Source organism: Candidatus Thioglobus sp. NP1 (assembly GCF_003326015.1).
GTDB classification, from domain to species: domain Bacteria; phylum Pseudomonadota; class Gammaproteobacteria; order PS1; family Pseudothioglobaceae; genus Pseudothioglobus; species Pseudothioglobus singularis_A.
In genome coordinates, this window is record NZ_CP023860.1 from 1488680 (window position 1) to 1503783 (window position 15104).

Below are 15104 nucleotides of genomic sequence, written 5' to 3' on the forward strand. Positions count from 1 at the left end.
CCTTCTTGATGCTTATCATCAGGAAGGGTTATGTTTTATTGCCTTTAAAAAAATATGTCAGAATCTACTTCATTCAGCCCATGGCTGGACCCAACTCAAGTACCTTATATTCAAATTCAAAATGTAACAAAGAAATTTGGAGAATTCACTGCTATAGATAATCTAACTTTAGATATCTATAAGAATGAGTTTTTTTCCTTATTAGGCCCATCTGGTTGTGGAAAAACAACTCTACTTAGGATGCTAGCAGGTTTTGAGAAAATTACAAATGGTAAAATTCTTCTCGATGGAGAGGATATATCAGAAATACCTCCGCACCTAAGGCCTATCAATATGATGTTTCAGTCATATGCTCTTTTTCCTCATATGACTGTAGAAAAGAATATAGCCTTTGGACTCAAACAAGACAATCTGCCTACTAATGAAATTGATCAAAGAGTTGAGGAGATGCTAGAGCTAGTTGAACTTACTGATTTTGCAAAACGTAAACCAAACCAACTCTCTGGAGGACAAAGTCAACGAGTAGCTCTTGCAAGAAGTCTAGCAAAACGTCCAAAACTATTACTTTTAGATGAGCCATTAGGAGCTCTAGATAAAAGACTAAGGGAGCAAACTCAATTTGAACTAATGGATATCCAAGAAAAATTAGAAGTTACTTTTGTTATTGTTACCCATGATCAAGAGGAGGCAATGACCGTTTCAAGCAGAATTGGTGTGATGGATTCTGGAAACTTGGTTCAAGTTGCAACGCCTGCAGAAATCTATGAGGCACCCATTAATAAAGATGTTGCTGACTTTATAGGTGACGTTAATATATTAAAAGGAATCTATAAAGGACAAAATAAAATTGGTACTCAATTACTCTCTGAAGATTCAAATTCAATAGTATTTGCAACTCAAGAGGTTGGTGCTGAGATTGAAGATGAGATGTGGTTTGCTGTTAGACCTGAGAAACTTGAAATATCTAAAAATCCACCCTCAAATGATCATAATATATTGAAAGGAACTATTGAAGATATTGCTTATGGAGGAAGCTTTTCAACTTATCATGTTAAACTTGATAATGGTCGAATTCTTAAGGCAATTCGTGCAAATCGTGTGAGAACTAAAGAACATCATTTAACCTGGGAAGATGAAGTTTTTCTTCAGTGGGCACCCCATTCCGCAGTTGTTCTTCTTTCTTAGTTTCTAGTGAATAATTCAAGAAAAAAATCTAACTATTTTCAAAGCATATTTAATGGAAGAAATGCTGTAATCGCTATTCCATATATTTGGCTTTTATTGCTCTTTTTACTGCCTTTTATTTTTGTTCTCAAGATTAGTCTTGCTGAGCCAATTATGGCAATACCACCATACACCTCTCTACTTAAGTGGAGTGACTCATGGTTACCTTCAATTGCTGCAAGTCTTGATAGCTACTTATTTCTTTTTAGTGATTCTTTATATATCAAAGCTTATCTTTCAAGTTTAAAAATAGCTATTATTTCTACAATACTGACCTTAATAATAGGCTATTCAATTGCTTACAGCGTAGCAAGAGCTCCAACCCGATGGAGAGGCATATTATTAATGCTTGTAATCCTTCCTTTTTGGACTTCTTTCCTAATAAGAGTTTATGCATGGATTGGTATATTAAAAACAGAAGGATTGCTAAATTTAGCTTTAATGAGTATTGGCATTATTGATAAACCGTTAATGATAATGAATACAGATCTTGCAGTCTATATTGGTATTGTCTACTCTTATCTCCCTTTCATGATTTTACCTCTTTATGCAAATCTTGAAAAGATGGATATGAGTTTATTGGAGGCTGCTGCTGATTTGGGTTGTAGGCCTTTTAAAACTTTTTGGACAGTTACAGTTCCTCTCTCAATTCCTGGAATTTTAGCTGGCTGTTTCTTAGTTTTTATTCCGGTAATGGGTGAGTTTGTTATACCAGATCTGTTGGGTGGATCTGATACATTAATGATAGGAAAGGTCCTTTGGACAGAATTTTTCTATAATCGTGACTGGCCTGTTGCTTCTGCAGTAGCAATAATCCTTCTTGCCCTTCTAGTCGTTCCAATAATGCTTTATCAAAAATCACAAGAGAGGGCAATCTCATGAAAAAGTTTGGTAACTTCAACCTCTTTGCTTTAATCGTTGGATTCTCATTTTTATATATCCCTATTATCTTGCTTATATTATTTAGCTTCAATGAGTCTAGATTAGTAACAGTTTGGGGAGGTTTTTCCACAAAATGGTATGGTGAACTCATGCAAAATCAAGGCATCAAAGATGCAGCATGGGTAACTATAAAGGTCGCCTTTGTATCTTCGACTATCGCAACAATTTTAGGAACAATTGCTGGACTAGTGATGACTCGTTTTGGAAACTTTAGAGGTAGAACTCTTTTTTCAGGAATGATCTATGCACCTATGGTAATGCCAGAAGTTATTATTGGACTCTCAACCTTACTTATGTTTGTAGCACTTGCTATTGATCGCGGAGTTTTTACAGTAACTCTAGCTCATATAACTTTTTCGATGTGCTATGTTGCAGTGGTTATTCAATCTAGAATGTCCAGTTATGATGATAGCATCACTGAGGCTGCTCTTGACTTGGGTTGCACCCCTTTTAGGACATTTATATTAATCACTCTACCTATTATTCTTCCTGCAGTGATTGCTGGTTGGTTACTATCCTTCACCTTATCACTTGATGATTTAGTCATTGCAAGCTTTACATCTGGACCAGGATCAACCACCCTACCAATGAAGATATATTCAATGGTTAGACTTGGAGTGACCCCTGAAATAAATGCAGTCTCAACTATATTGGTTGGAGTAGTTACCCTTGGTGTTGTTAGTGCTTCATTAATTGGCAGAAGACAAAAAAACCTAGTCAAAGTATCCCAAACTTAAAAGACATAATATTTATTACACTATTATAATTAGCACCTTTAATATCAATTATTAATAAGGGTAAGTTATGCTGAAAAATTTAAATCTTCTTAAAACTCATGGTTATATTAATGGACAGTGGGTTGGAGATAACGTTAAATCACGCTTTGATGTCACTAATGCCTATACAAATGAAGTTATTAGTACACTACCTGATATGGGTAAAAAAGAAACTGATGAGGCTATTTTAGCAGCAAATGCTGCCTGGCCAGAATGGCGCAGTCGAACTGCTAAAGAAAGAGCTGCTATCTTAAAGAAATGGTTTGATTTAATAATGTCTAACCAAGAAGATTTAGCAATGTTAATGACAGCAGAACAGGGAAAGCCACTAGCTGAAGCTAGAGGTGAAGTTGGTTATGGTGCTTCTTTTATTGAATGGTTTGCTGAAGAGGGTAAGAGGACTTATGGTGACGTAATCCCGACTCCTGCAAATGATAGGAGAATACTTGTAATAAAACAACCTATTGGTGTTGTTGCTTCAATAACACCATGGAACTTCCCAATTGCTATGATCACAAGAAAGTGTGCTCCAGCTCTTGCTGCTGGATGTCCAGTTGTTATTAAACCTGCAGCAGAAACCCCTTTGTCTGCTTTAGCAATTGCTGAACTTGCCGATCAAGCAGGTATACCAAAAGGAATTATTAATGTAATTGTAGGAACAAATTCTAGTGAAATTGGTTTAGCATTAACGGATAGTAAAATTGTTCGAAAACTTTCATTTACTGGATCAACAGCAGTTGGAAAAATTTTGACTCGCAATTGTGCCGATACAATGAAAAAAGTTTCAATGGAGCTTGGAGGGAATGCTCCGTTTATAGTTTTTGATGATGCTGATATAGATGCAGCAGTTGCAGGAGCAATGATATCAAAATTTAGAAATACAGGGCAAACCTGCGTTTGTACTAATCGTTTTCTAGTTCAAGAAGGAATTTATGAAGAGTTTGTAAAACGACTTGCTGATGCTGTCAAAACATTAAATGTTGGGAATGGAATGGATGAAGGAGTTAATCAGGGACCTTTAATAAGTTTAAAAGCGCTTGATAAAGTTAAGGATCACTTATCAGATGCAGTTGATCGAGGTGCTGTAATTGTTGCAGGAGGAAAGCCTCATCAAAATGGTGGAACAATGTTTGAGCCAACTGTTGTTAGTAATGTCGATAGCTCAATGAAAATTGCATCAGAAGAAACATTTGGACCACTTGCCCCTATTTTTAAGTTTTCAACAGAGCAGGAGGCTATTGATATGGCAAATGATACTGAGTTTGGGCTTGCATCTTATTTCTTTACAAACGATATTAATAGAATATGGAGAGTTTCAGAAGCACTTGAATATGGCATGGTTGGTGTTAATGAAGGTGTAATCTCTAACGAAGTTGCTCCATTTGGAGGTATTAAAGAATCAGGCTTAGGAAGAGAGGGCTCTCATTATGGAATTGATGACTTCCTTGAATTAAAATATATTTGCATGGGTGGCTTGAAATAAATTTTTTTTCTGTAGTTAATATAACTTATTAAACCTAAAACATTTTAAAAATGATTTCTATTGCGTCATTTCACTGATTGGTATAATGACGCATTCGATTTTATAAAAAAAATAATGAAAGTTGGAATTCTTGGACTAGGCACTGTTGGTGGTGGTGTAGTAAATGTCTTACAAAAAAATAGTGAATCTATTCAAAGACGAACTGGAGTTAAAATAGAGCTTGTAATTGCTGGTGTTCGAAATAAAACAAAAAAACGTATTTGTGATACTTCAGATATCAAACTAACTGAGGATCCATTTGAAGTTGTTAATCATCCTGATATTGATGTAGTCCTTGAACTTATAGGGGGTTTTGGCCTTGCTAAGGAACTAATTGAGACTGCTATAAACAATGGTAAACACATCATTACTGCCAATAAAGCACTTATTGGAAATCATGGTAATGAATTAATTAAACTTGCAAACAAGAAAGAAGTACGCTTTTTATTTGAAGCTTCTGTGGCTGGAGGAATTCCAATTATTAAAGCTTTGGAGCAAGGTCTCAGTGCTAATAATATTGAATCAGTTGCTGGAATAATTAATGGAACTGGTAACTTTATCCTAACTGATATGAAGGAAAAGGGTAGAGACTTTGATGATGTCCTAAAAGAAGCTCAAGCACTTGGTTACGCTGAAGAGGATCCTACATTTGACATTGAAGGAATTGATGCTGCTCATAAACTTTCAATTTTAGCTGCAATTGCCTTTGGAACTAAAATTCAGTTTGATAAAGTTTATACAAAAGGGATCAGTGACATTACGACTGAAGATATCCTTCATGCTACCGAGTTAGGATATACAATTAAACATTTAGGTATTGCCAAAAGAGTTGAAAATGGAATTGAGCTTCGCGTTCACCCTACTCTAGTTTCTAATAAACAATTGATTGCGCAAGTTGATGGGGTCATGAATGCTGTGATGGTAAAAAGTGATGCTCTCGGGACTAGCCTATATTATGGTCCTGGTGCTGGTGATGAAGCTACTGCTTCTGCAGTTATTGCTGATCTTAATGACATTATTAATAATCAAACCAGTAATCATACTTTAGGATGGAAATCTCAGCAAAAAATTAATGTTATTGATAATGACTCAATAAATAGTGAATTCTTTTTAAGGCTTTTAGTTTCTGATGTAAAGGGAGTTCTTTCAAAAGTAACTGGAATTTTTAATGACCATAATGTCAGTATTGAAGCACTTATTCAAAAACAAGTGGATGAGAATAAAAATGCCCATATTGCCATAACAACAGATCGAGTAAGTACTAAAACAGTTATGAGTATCAAAGCTGCAATAGAGGCAAGAGAGTTTAATCAAGCAGATGTTCAAATTATTCATATTGAATTACTAGACTAAATTTAAAAAAATTAATATGAGATATACAGGCCTAATTGAAAAATATAGAGATACACTTCCTGTGAGTGATAAAACTCGCATTATTAGTCTTGGTGAAGGCAATACCCCGCTAATAAGATTAGAAAACATCCCATGCAAAATGGGTACGCAAGTAAAACTTTATATTAAATATGAAGGGCTTAATCCTACAGGCTCTTTCAAAGATCGTGGAATGACAATGGCGGTTACAAAAGCCTTTGAAAGTGGCTCTAAAGCAATTATTTGTGCATCTACAGGAAACACATCAGCTGCTGCAGCTGCATATGCAGCTAGGGCGGGAATTAAAGCATTTGTAGTTATCCCAGAAGGCAAAATTGCCTTGGGGAAACTTGCTCAAGCAATGATTCATGGCTCTACTATCATTCAAATTAAGGGTAACTTTGATGATGGAATGCAGCTCGTCAAAGAAGTAGCTGACTTTGCTCCAGTTTCAATTGTTAATTCAATTAATCCGTTTAGACTTCAAGGACAGAAAACAGCTGCTTTTGAAATTATTGAAGAGTTAGGTCATGCACCAGACTATCATTGCCTACCAGTTGGTAATGCTGGAAATATTACAGCTCATTGGATGGGATACACTGAATATCATGAGGCAGGTAAGTCAAAATCAACACCTATTATGCTTGGCTATCAAGCTGCAGGTGCTGCTCCTTTTGTTAGTGGTTCTCGAGTTAAAAAACCCGAAACAATTGCAACTGCAATTAGAATTGGTAATCCTCAAAGTTGGGATCAAGCATTAAAACTTAGTAAAGATTCAAATGGCTGGTTTGATAGTTTTTCAGATAAAGAAATTTTAGCAACTCAAAAAATGCTTACCGAACAAGAAGGTATTTTTTGTGAGCCAGCTTCAGCAATTTCAGTGGCAGGTGCTTTAAGAGATATAAAATCAGGAAAGATACCTGATGGCTCTAGTGTTGTATGCACTCTAACTGGGCATGGACTGAAAGATCCAGATACAGCTATCGCTCAATGTGATCAGAGTGCTATGATTAATATTAACCCAACATTGGATGAAGTTAAAAAAGCCATATTAGATAATATGTAGTTCTAGTTGGCTCTAAGTTTAATAAAAAACTATCTATTTATGAGCAAGCAGAACTATAAAACTATTGAACTATGTGTTGGTAATACTCCATTAGTTCGTCTTCAACGTTTAAACCCAAATCCTTCAAATATTATTCTTGGAAAACTTGAGGGTAATAATCCGGCTGGCTCTGTAAAAGATCGTGCTGCTCTTAAAATGATTTCAGAAGCAGAGATTAGAGGTGAAATTAATCCAGGTGATACCTTAATAGAAGCAACCAGTGGTAATACAGGTATTGCCCTCGCTATGGTTGCAGCAATAAAGGGCTACAAGATGATTCTTGTAATGCAAGAAAATCTCTCTCAGGAACGAAAAGATGCAATGACTGCTTATGGTGCTGAATTAATTTTAGTTTCTAAAAAGCAAGGTATGGAAGGTGCTCGTGATCTTGTAAATCAAATGAGTGCCCAAGGAAAAGGATTCCAACTTAATCAGTTTGCTAATGTGGATAACCCAAAAGCGCATATTATTTCTACCGCCAAAGAGATTTGGAAAGATACTAATGGTGAAGTAAGTCATTTTGTAAGCTCAATGGGAACTACAGGAACTATTATGGGAGTATCAAGTTATCTTAAAGAAAAAAATCCAGCAATACAAATTATTGGAATTCAGCCTGATAAAGACTCCCATATTCCTGGGATTCGACGCTGGCCTAAAGATTATCTTCCAACTATTTTTGATTCATCAAAGGTCGATAGAATAATGGATATTTCGCAGATAGAAGCTGAAAGAACAACAAGAGAATTAGCTACTAAAGAGGGTATTTTTTGTGGTGTATCTGCTGGAGGAGCTGTTGCCTCTGCGATTGAACTTTCAAAAGAAGTTGAAAATGCCACGATTGTTACAATTATCTGTGATCGAGGAGATCGTTACCTTTCAACAGGTATTTTTAAAGACTCGAACCTTTAAATATTAGTAATTTTCATCTTATTTAATCAATGATTTTCTAGTAAATTTAGGCTAAAAATATGTGTACAATTGTAATTTCATAAATTCTTAAACACATAAAGGAGAGATAAATGAGTATTAAATTAGGCTTTAAAAAGTCGTCAATTGCATTTACAGTTGCATTTTTATCATTAGCTATGACTGCACAAGCGGGTGTAGTTTATGATTACATTAAATCAAATAATGAATTAATGATTGCAACGGATGCAAACTGGGCACCATATTCTTATATAAATGATGCTGGTGAAATGGAAGGTTTTGATGTAGATGTAGCTAGAGAAATTGCTAAGAGAATGGGTGTTGAAGCTCGCTTCATTACGCCTTCATGGGATATCATAACATCAGGTAACTGGAATATGCGATGGGATGTATCGGTTGGATCAATGACTCCAACAGAATCTCGTTCTGAAGTATTAAATTTCCCTGCAGTATACTATTACACCCCTGCTGGATTTGCAGTTCACACTGACTCACCAATAACTACATTAGCTGGTCTAAATGGCAAGAATGTTTGTACTACTACAGCCTCTACATGGGAAATGTATCTTCAAGGTAACCTTGATATGATAGATGCTCCAGCGTTTTCATATAAAGTAACGCCAGGAACTATTACTTCTCTGGTTGACGGTTCAGCATGTCTTGATGACACTCGCCTAGGTGCAGGTGTTCGTAATGACGGTATTATTGACTCTATTCCAATGCTTCAAAATGCAATTGAAGCTGGCTACCCAATTAAATTCTTGGGTGATCCAGCTTTCCATGAGCCTCTTTCAATAGCTACTGACAAAGGTAATAATGATCCTGAGCTAGATGCTGAGATTGCTAGAATTATTGCTCAGATGCAAAAAGACTACACATTGACTTCAATGTCTATGAAGTGGTTTAAAAATGCAGATGGCAGCTCCAACGATTATACGATTGCATACTAATATTAGCTAAAAGTTAGAGAAAGGTATGTTCGTCGATACCGTTATTGAAGATAAGGCACTGCATAAGCCAGTTTTCCTTTTCTATTTATCAATAACGGTATTGGCGATTTTTTTCGCCTTCAATTTTACCAACACAATTTTTGGTGAATTTCTTAGCCCAGTAATTGGAGTTCCTGAAGAAAGTGGTTTATTTGGCCGCTTTGTTGTTTCTTTTGTTCTTTCAACAATATTTGTTCTAAATTTACTATTAATTAGTTTTACTAGGCTAAAAATTCAAATACTCATTGTTTGGCTTGAATTATTCCTGCTTTTTCTTGCCTTTGCCTATTCCTTTGATCTTAAATTATCATTTATACAAAGCAGAATTGGTCTGATGATTTCAAAAGGTCTTTTTACAACTATATATATATCAGCAGTTTCGATTGTCATTGCTACAGCAATAGCAATAGTAGGGGCTATAGCAAAACTATCAAATAATGGATTTGCATATGCAATTGCAACCTTCTATACGTCATTATTTAGAGGTCTACCTCTTTTATTACAGGTTTATCTAATATATAAAGGGCTTCCACAACTAGGATTTATGGTTGATGCAATACCTTCAGGTATTACTGCATTATCACTTTGTTATGGTGCTTATATGACAGAGATTTTCCGAGCAGGCATCCAAAGCATACCAAAGGGGCAATGGGAGGCCTCAAGGGCCCTAGGCTTTAAATTTGGTCTCATCCTTCGAAAGATTATTTTGCCACAGGCCATACCAATAATTGTTCCACCAACTGGAAATCAATTTATTGCAATGTTAAAGGATAGCTCACTAGTTTCTGTACTTGGAATTTGGGAGTTAATGTACCTTGCTAAGACGCTTGGTCAAAGAGACTTTAGACACATGGAAATGTTACTTACTGCTGCAATGATATATTGGGGTCTCACAATAATTCTTGAAATGATTCAAGCTCGAATTGAAAAAAAATATCAACAAAAAACCTAACGATGGAAAATAATGCTAATACCAAAGATAGTCCAATAATTTCTCTGAAAGGGGTTAGTAAATGGTATGAGGATTTTCAAGCTTTAAAAAATATTGATTTAGAAATAAAGCTTAAAGAAAAAATTGTTATCTGTGGCCCATCAGGTTCAGGAAAATCTACCTTAATTAGATGTCTTAATCGACTTGAGGCTCACCAAGAAGGATTAATTAAGGTAAGTGGGATCGAACTTCATGAAAGAATGCATGATGTTGATGTCGTTCGACAAGATATAGGTATGGTATTTCAAAACTTTAATTTATTTCCTCACCTAACCGTCCTTGAAAACTGTATGGCAGGACCAAACTGGGTTCGTGGAATCGATAAAGATGAGGCTCGCGATAGAGCTATCAAGATGCTAGAGCAAGTGAAAATCCCTGAGCAGGCAGATAAGTACCCAGATCAACTTTCAGGCGGGCAACAGCAACGAGTTGCGATTGCTAGAAGCTTATGTATGCAGCCAAAGGTTATGTTATTTGATGAACCAACTTCTGCACTTGACCCTGAAATGGTTTCAGAGGTTCTTGATACTATGATTGAGTTGGCTAAGAGTGGAATGACAATGATTTGTGTCACTCATGAAATGGGTTTTGCAAAACAGGTTGCAGATAGGATTGTTTTTATGGCTGATGGGGAAATAGTTGAGCAAAACACTCCTGAGGAGTTTTTTAATAACCCTCAAAACGAACGTACCAAATTATTTCTAGATCAGATTCTTGAATAATAGATTTGTTATTGATTAAAGTAGTCTCTGAATACCTCAACAACAAAACCAATATCTTTGTTATTTATCCCTAAATGACAAACAAAACGCCCTCTATCGAGGCTTGAAATGACAATCTTATTTTCAAGAAGGAAGCTTGTTAATGGCTCTCGATGAGTTTTTGGACAATTAACAAAAACCATATTAGTTTGACTTTCGCCATACTCAACCTTTAACTGCGATATTGAAGATAAGCCCTCTGCTAAAAGCTTTGCATTATTATGATCTTCTTGGAGTCTTTTTATATTATTCTTAAGGGCAAACATTCCACATGATGCAACAACACCAACCTGTCTTAAACCTCCACCTAGCATCTTACGCAACCTTAAAGCCCTTCCAATAAAGTCTTTACTGCCCACCAATAACGAACCAACTGGGGCTCCTAAGCCCTTAGAAAGGCATATTGAGACACTATCAAAACCACTAGTTAATTCTTTCATTGATAAACCTGAATGAATATGAGCATTAAATAAACGTGCGCCATCAAGGTGAGTACTTAGGCCTCTTTTATGAGCTGCATCAACTAAATTACTAAGTTCATCTTGTGGCTGCACTTTTCCAGAAATAGTATTCTCCAAGCAAAGTAACTTTGTGACTGCAAAATGAGGGTCATCATCTTTAATTTGATTAAGCATATCTTCTAGATTCATACTGCCTGATTCAGAGGTATCAATGGGACATATACCCACACCACCCAAAACAGATGCACCTCTTGCCTCATAAACGTTGGTATGATAATTTTGACCAATCAGAACCTCATCACCTCTTTGACAATGAGATAGCATAGCTGTTAGATTACTTTGGGTCCCACTTGGAAAAAATAGACTCGCCTCTTTACCTAAAAGTTCTGCAGCAAATTCTTGTAACTCTATAACTTCTAAGTCTTCACCATAAACATCATCTCCCAGTTTAGCGCCTTGAACTGACTCAAGCATTGCAGCAGATGGAATCGTAAGAGTATCACTTCTAAAGTCAATGGAATCATCAGATTTTAATGACTCATAGTGGGTATTAGTATTTTTATATTGATTCATAGTTATATTTATCTAAGGGTGATATTCTGGATATGCAAGGGTTGCAACCAAATGGGTTCTTGACTCAGGGCCACCGTTTAGTGCCGTGTGATAACCTCGTGTATCTGTAAAGTAGACTGATCCGTCAGCAGGAAGATGAGTGCAGTGATGATTGACAATAAATAATGCCCCAGGATTGGTATAAATAGGAATATGGATCCTTGGCTCAGGGTCTCTATGCCATGAATTGCAATTATAACTATCCTTTTCTAATATTCGAACTCTACCAATAGGGTATCGAGCGCAGAGCTCATTGTGAACAGTTTCAAAATAAGTTCCTTTAAAAACCTCTACTAGCTCACTAAATTGTGTTTCATCAACTAGCTCATCCTTTGCTACCTCTTCATAACTATCATTTTCTCGAGTATAAAAGCGACCAACAAGATCATTATCAGACTTAACAGAACTGTCCTTTCTTTGAGTCATAGCTAGAGCATGAAAACCTGATGCAGCAGTTTTAAACTCTGAATTAGCTTTAACTTCATCGAGCGCTTGCCGCATTTTATTAATATCAAAGTTTAGCTTAAGTTTAATAATATGCTCATTACCCTTAAAAGAAGCTACTGAATCAATATCAACCTTATTTTCTATGTATGAATTTAATTCTTTTGTGTCTTGAGAAATACTCATTAATTTATAAAAATTTCTAATAATTAAAAAGGTTTAACTACAACTAAAATAATAATACCAATGAGAATTAAAACTGGGATCTCATTAAACCATCGATAAAATGTATGTGAACGAGTATTTTTATCTATAGCAAAAACACTCACTAAATGGCCACAGTAAAAATGATAAATAATTAAAAATACTACCAATAAAAGTTTTAGTTGAAGCCAATACTGACTGCTATAAACCTCCCAAGCGTAACTTTGAAGCAACCACAGACCCATTAGGGTTGTGATTATAAAGCTTGGCATCATAATACCCCTATAGAGTTTTCGCTCCATTATCTTAAAGCGCTCAATACTAATTTCATCTTCAGCCATAGCGTGATAGACAAATAGCCGCGGCAAATAAAATAGTGCAGCAAACCAAGTAATAACACTTATAAGATGTATCGCTTTAATCCAAAGCATTTAAACTCCAAAATAGTTACATAATACCGTCTGAATTTAATCATTTTCTATGATTAATCAAAGAAGATGCATAAAAGATTAACTATTGATTTACACTTATCCTTTAGATTGACAGAGTAAAATTTAAAAAACATTTAAAATTCAAAAAAATGCTTAATTTTTTTAAAAAAAATAAAACCGAAGATACTAAAAGTGAAAAAACTAAAACTTCACTAAAAGATAGGCTCTTTAAATCTAAAAAACGCCTTGGTGATGGCCTTTCTTCACTATTAATAGGTAAAAAGAAGATAGATGATGAACTTTTAGAAGACCTAGAAATGCTTCTCATTAGTTCAGATATTGGCATTCATACTACTGATAAAATTATTGAAACAGTAAGAAAAAAAGCTTCTCGTAAAGAGCTCAAGGACAGTGATAGTATTTATGAGTTAATCAAAATTGAACTGGAATCAATCTTAGTTGAAGATAACTTACTCAAAATCACTGGTGATAAAACCTTTGTTATTCTTGTTGTAGGAATTAATGGTGCTGGAAAAACTACAACAATTGGTAAGCTTGCTAAATTATTTCAAAGTGAAGGCAAGTCTGTCATGCTTGCTGCAGGAGATACTTTTCGTGCAGCTGCAGTGGAGCAACTTCAAGTTTGGGGTGAAAGAAATAAGATTCCGGTAATTGCACAAAAAACAGGTGCTGATGCTGCTTCTGTTGTTTATGATGCCTATCAATCAGCTATGGCTAAAAATATTGATATTTTGATTGCCGATACAGCAGGAAGACTTCATACTCAAGATAACTTAATGCAGGAGCTCGAGAAGATCAAGCGAGTCCTTAAAAAACATAATGAAAATGCACCGCATGAGACTTTACTGGTTATAGACGGTGGCTCTGGTCAAAATGCAATACAACAAGCCACTGAATTTCATAAGTCTATAGAGCTCTCAGGTCTTGCAATTACTAAGCTTGATGGAACTGCAAAGGGAGGCGTTCTATTTGCAATATCAGATACGCTTAATTTACCCATTCGATTTATTGGTGTTGGCGAAGGAATCGAAGATCTCAAACCATTTAATTCAAAAGATTTTATTGATGCTCTATTCGAGCAATAAGTTAAACTTTTATTGTGTTATTAATAATTTCAATTTGATTTGCCAAATCAATATCAAGCATTGTAATTCCATCCTCACTATGGGTAACTAAGTTTATCTCAACTTTGTTATAGACGTTCGACCATTCAGGGTGATGATCCATCACCTCTGCTGCGATGGCAACCTGTGTCATAAAGCCAAATGCCTGTTTAAAATTCTTAAACTTAAACTCTTTTGATAACCTGCCATCCAAAAAGCTCCAGGCATTGAGCTGCTTAAGTTTTTCATTAATCTCTATGTCAGTTAAAACCAAATTATTCTCCTTTTAATAACTCACCAGCACCCTTTGCCAAAAGTTTTTGAGCAACAACTTCACCTAACTCCTTAGGATGTTTTAAAGATCCATTCTCATGAACCCTCAAAATCGTATTTGAATCAATATTACCAACCATACCAGTTAACTCTAAAGCATTATCTTTAGTTATTGAATAACCGCCAATTGCCACTGAACATCCACCTTCAAGAGTCGAGTTCATAGATCTTTCTGCCATAACCTCATTCATTGTTCTTTCATGAATAAGTGGCTCTAGAAGCTTTCTTATTAATTCATCTCCAGCTCTAATCTCAATCCCAAGAGCCCCTTGACCAACAGCAGGTAAAGATTGATGAGAACTGAGTTGTTGTTTAATCCTTTTTTCAAAACCAAGTCTTATAAGGCCTGCACATGCCAAAATAATAGCATCATATTCACCATCATCAAGCTTTCTCAAACGAGTATTTACATTTCCACGAAGGTCTAAAATATCAAGATCAGGCCTTAAAGCTTTTAGCTGAACTATTCGTCTTAAGCTGCAGGAACCAACTCTCGCCCCCTTAGGAAGATCACTAATACTATCAAAGTGATTAGAAACAAAGGCATCAAAAGGGTTTTCACGTTCTAGTATTGCACCAAGTTTAAATTCTTTAGGTAATTCATAGGGCACATCCTTCATGGAGTGAACGGCAATATCAGCCTTGCCATCTAACATTCCCAATTCTAACTCTTTTATAAATAAGTTTTTACCACCAATTTTTGAAAGAGGAGTATTTAAAATCTTATCTCCCTTAGTTGTCATTTTCACTAGCTCAATATCAAGATCAGGATAGAGGAGTTGTAATCTTGACTTAACAAACTCAGCTTGCCAGAGGGCTAAAGGGCTCTTACGTGTTGCAATTTTAAGCACTCTATCTATATCTCCAATTAAAATTCTTCGCGAACA

At 35.6% G+C, this 15104-nt stretch carries 16 protein-coding genes; 11 read left to right on the forward strand and 5 right to left on the reverse strand.

The window, feature by feature from the left end; all coding sequences use genetic code 11:
• Positions 1-54: 54 nt before the first annotated feature.
• The 10 genes from CRN91_RS07660 to CRN91_RS07705 all read left to right on the forward strand — a co-directional run bounded on the left by CRN91_RS07660 (position 55) and on the right by CRN91_RS07705 (position 10569).
• A complete protein-coding gene (locus CRN91_RS07660; protein ID WP_114115843.1) occupies positions 55-1185 on the forward strand; it encodes an ABC transporter ATP-binding protein in 1131 nt (376 codons plus the stop codon).
• Between the two features lie 6 nt (positions 1186-1191).
• Positions 1192-2106: an ABC transporter permease subunit gene (locus tag CRN91_RS07665; protein WP_114115844.1), complete on the forward strand. Its 915-nt coding sequence runs from the start codon at positions 1192-1194 to the stop codon at positions 2104-2106.
• Positions 2103-2903, forward strand: a complete 801-nt coding sequence (locus CRN91_RS07670; RefSeq protein ID WP_114115845.1) for an ABC transporter permease subunit — start codon at positions 2103-2105, stop codon at positions 2901-2903. Before CRN91_RS07665 ends, CRN91_RS07670 begins: the two co-directional genes overlap by 4 nt.
• Positions 2904-2970: 67 nt before the next feature.
• Positions 2971-4425 (forward strand): NAD-dependent succinate-semialdehyde dehydrogenase, encoded by a 1455-nt coding sequence (locus CRN91_RS07675; protein ID WP_114115846.1) that lies wholly within the window; start codon positions 2971-2973, stop codon positions 4423-4425.
• 114 nt (positions 4426-4539) lie between these two features.
• Positions 4540-5817 (forward strand): homoserine dehydrogenase, encoded by a 1278-nt coding sequence (locus CRN91_RS07680; RefSeq protein ID WP_114115847.1) that lies wholly within the window; start codon positions 4540-4542, stop codon positions 5815-5817.
• 16 nt (positions 5818-5833) lie between these two features.
• Complete coding sequence (gene thrC, locus CRN91_RS07685; protein WP_114115848.1) at positions 5834-6901, forward strand: threonine synthase; 1068 nt, start codon at positions 5834-5836, stop codon at positions 6899-6901.
• A gap of 39 nt (positions 6902-6940) precedes the next feature.
• Complete coding sequence (gene cysM / locus CRN91_RS07690) at positions 6941-7849, forward strand: cysteine synthase CysM (protein WP_114115849.1); 909 nt, start codon at positions 6941-6943, stop codon at positions 7847-7849.
• A gap of 110 nt (positions 7850-7959) precedes the next feature.
• Entirely contained in the window at positions 7960-8817 is an 858-nt protein-coding gene (locus CRN91_RS07695; protein WP_114115850.1) for a transporter substrate-binding domain-containing protein, read from the forward strand.
• A 25-nt stretch (positions 8818-8842) separates the two neighbouring features.
• Positions 8843-9808 (forward strand): amino acid ABC transporter permease, encoded by a 966-nt coding sequence (locus tag CRN91_RS07700; RefSeq protein WP_114115851.1) that lies wholly within the window; start codon positions 8843-8845, stop codon positions 9806-9808.
• Between the two features lie 2 nt (positions 9809-9810).
• A complete protein-coding gene (locus CRN91_RS07705) occupies positions 9811-10569 on the forward strand; it encodes an amino acid ABC transporter ATP-binding protein (protein WP_114115852.1) in 759 nt (252 codons plus the stop codon).
• An 8-nt stretch (positions 10570-10577) separates the two neighbouring features.
• Here CRN91_RS07705 and ltaE read toward each other — a convergent pair whose 3' ends face one another.
• Genes ltaE through hemJ form a run of 3 tightly spaced genes read right to left on the reverse strand, consistent with a single transcriptional unit; the run spans position 10578 to position 12760 of the window.
• Positions 10578-11642, reverse strand: a complete 1065-nt coding sequence (gene ltaE / locus CRN91_RS07710; protein ID WP_114115853.1) for a low-specificity L-threonine aldolase — start codon at positions 11640-11642, stop codon at positions 10578-10580.
• A gap of 12 nt (positions 11643-11654) precedes the next feature.
• Entirely contained in the window at positions 11655-12311 is a 657-nt protein-coding gene (locus tag CRN91_RS07715) for a hypothetical protein (RefSeq protein ID WP_114115854.1), read from the reverse strand.
• A 23-nt stretch (positions 12312-12334) separates the two neighbouring features.
• Positions 12335-12760 (reverse strand): protoporphyrinogen oxidase HemJ, encoded by a 426-nt coding sequence (hemJ, locus tag CRN91_RS07720; RefSeq protein ID WP_114115855.1) that lies wholly within the window; start codon positions 12758-12760, stop codon positions 12335-12337.
• 149 nt (positions 12761-12909) lie between these two features.
• Between hemJ and ftsY the strand changes: the two genes are divergently transcribed.
• Positions 12910-13866 (forward strand): signal recognition particle-docking protein FtsY, encoded by a 957-nt coding sequence (gene ftsY, locus CRN91_RS07725; protein WP_114115856.1) that lies wholly within the window; start codon positions 12910-12912, stop codon positions 13864-13866.
• 1 nt (position 13867) lies between these two features.
• On the opposite strand, the gene CRN91_RS07730 is transcribed toward ftsY, so the two are convergent.
• Both CRN91_RS07730 and hemC read right to left on the reverse strand, forming a co-directional pair.
• Positions 13868-14158: a 4a-hydroxytetrahydrobiopterin dehydratase gene (locus CRN91_RS07730; protein ID WP_114115857.1), complete on the reverse strand. Its 291-nt coding sequence runs from the start codon at positions 14156-14158 to the stop codon at positions 13868-13870.
• A gap of 1 nt (position 14159) precedes the next feature.
• Entirely contained in the window at positions 14160-15077 is a 918-nt protein-coding gene (hemC, locus tag CRN91_RS07735; protein ID WP_174688450.1) for a hydroxymethylbilane synthase, read from the reverse strand.
• Positions 15078-15104: the final 27 nt, after the last annotated feature.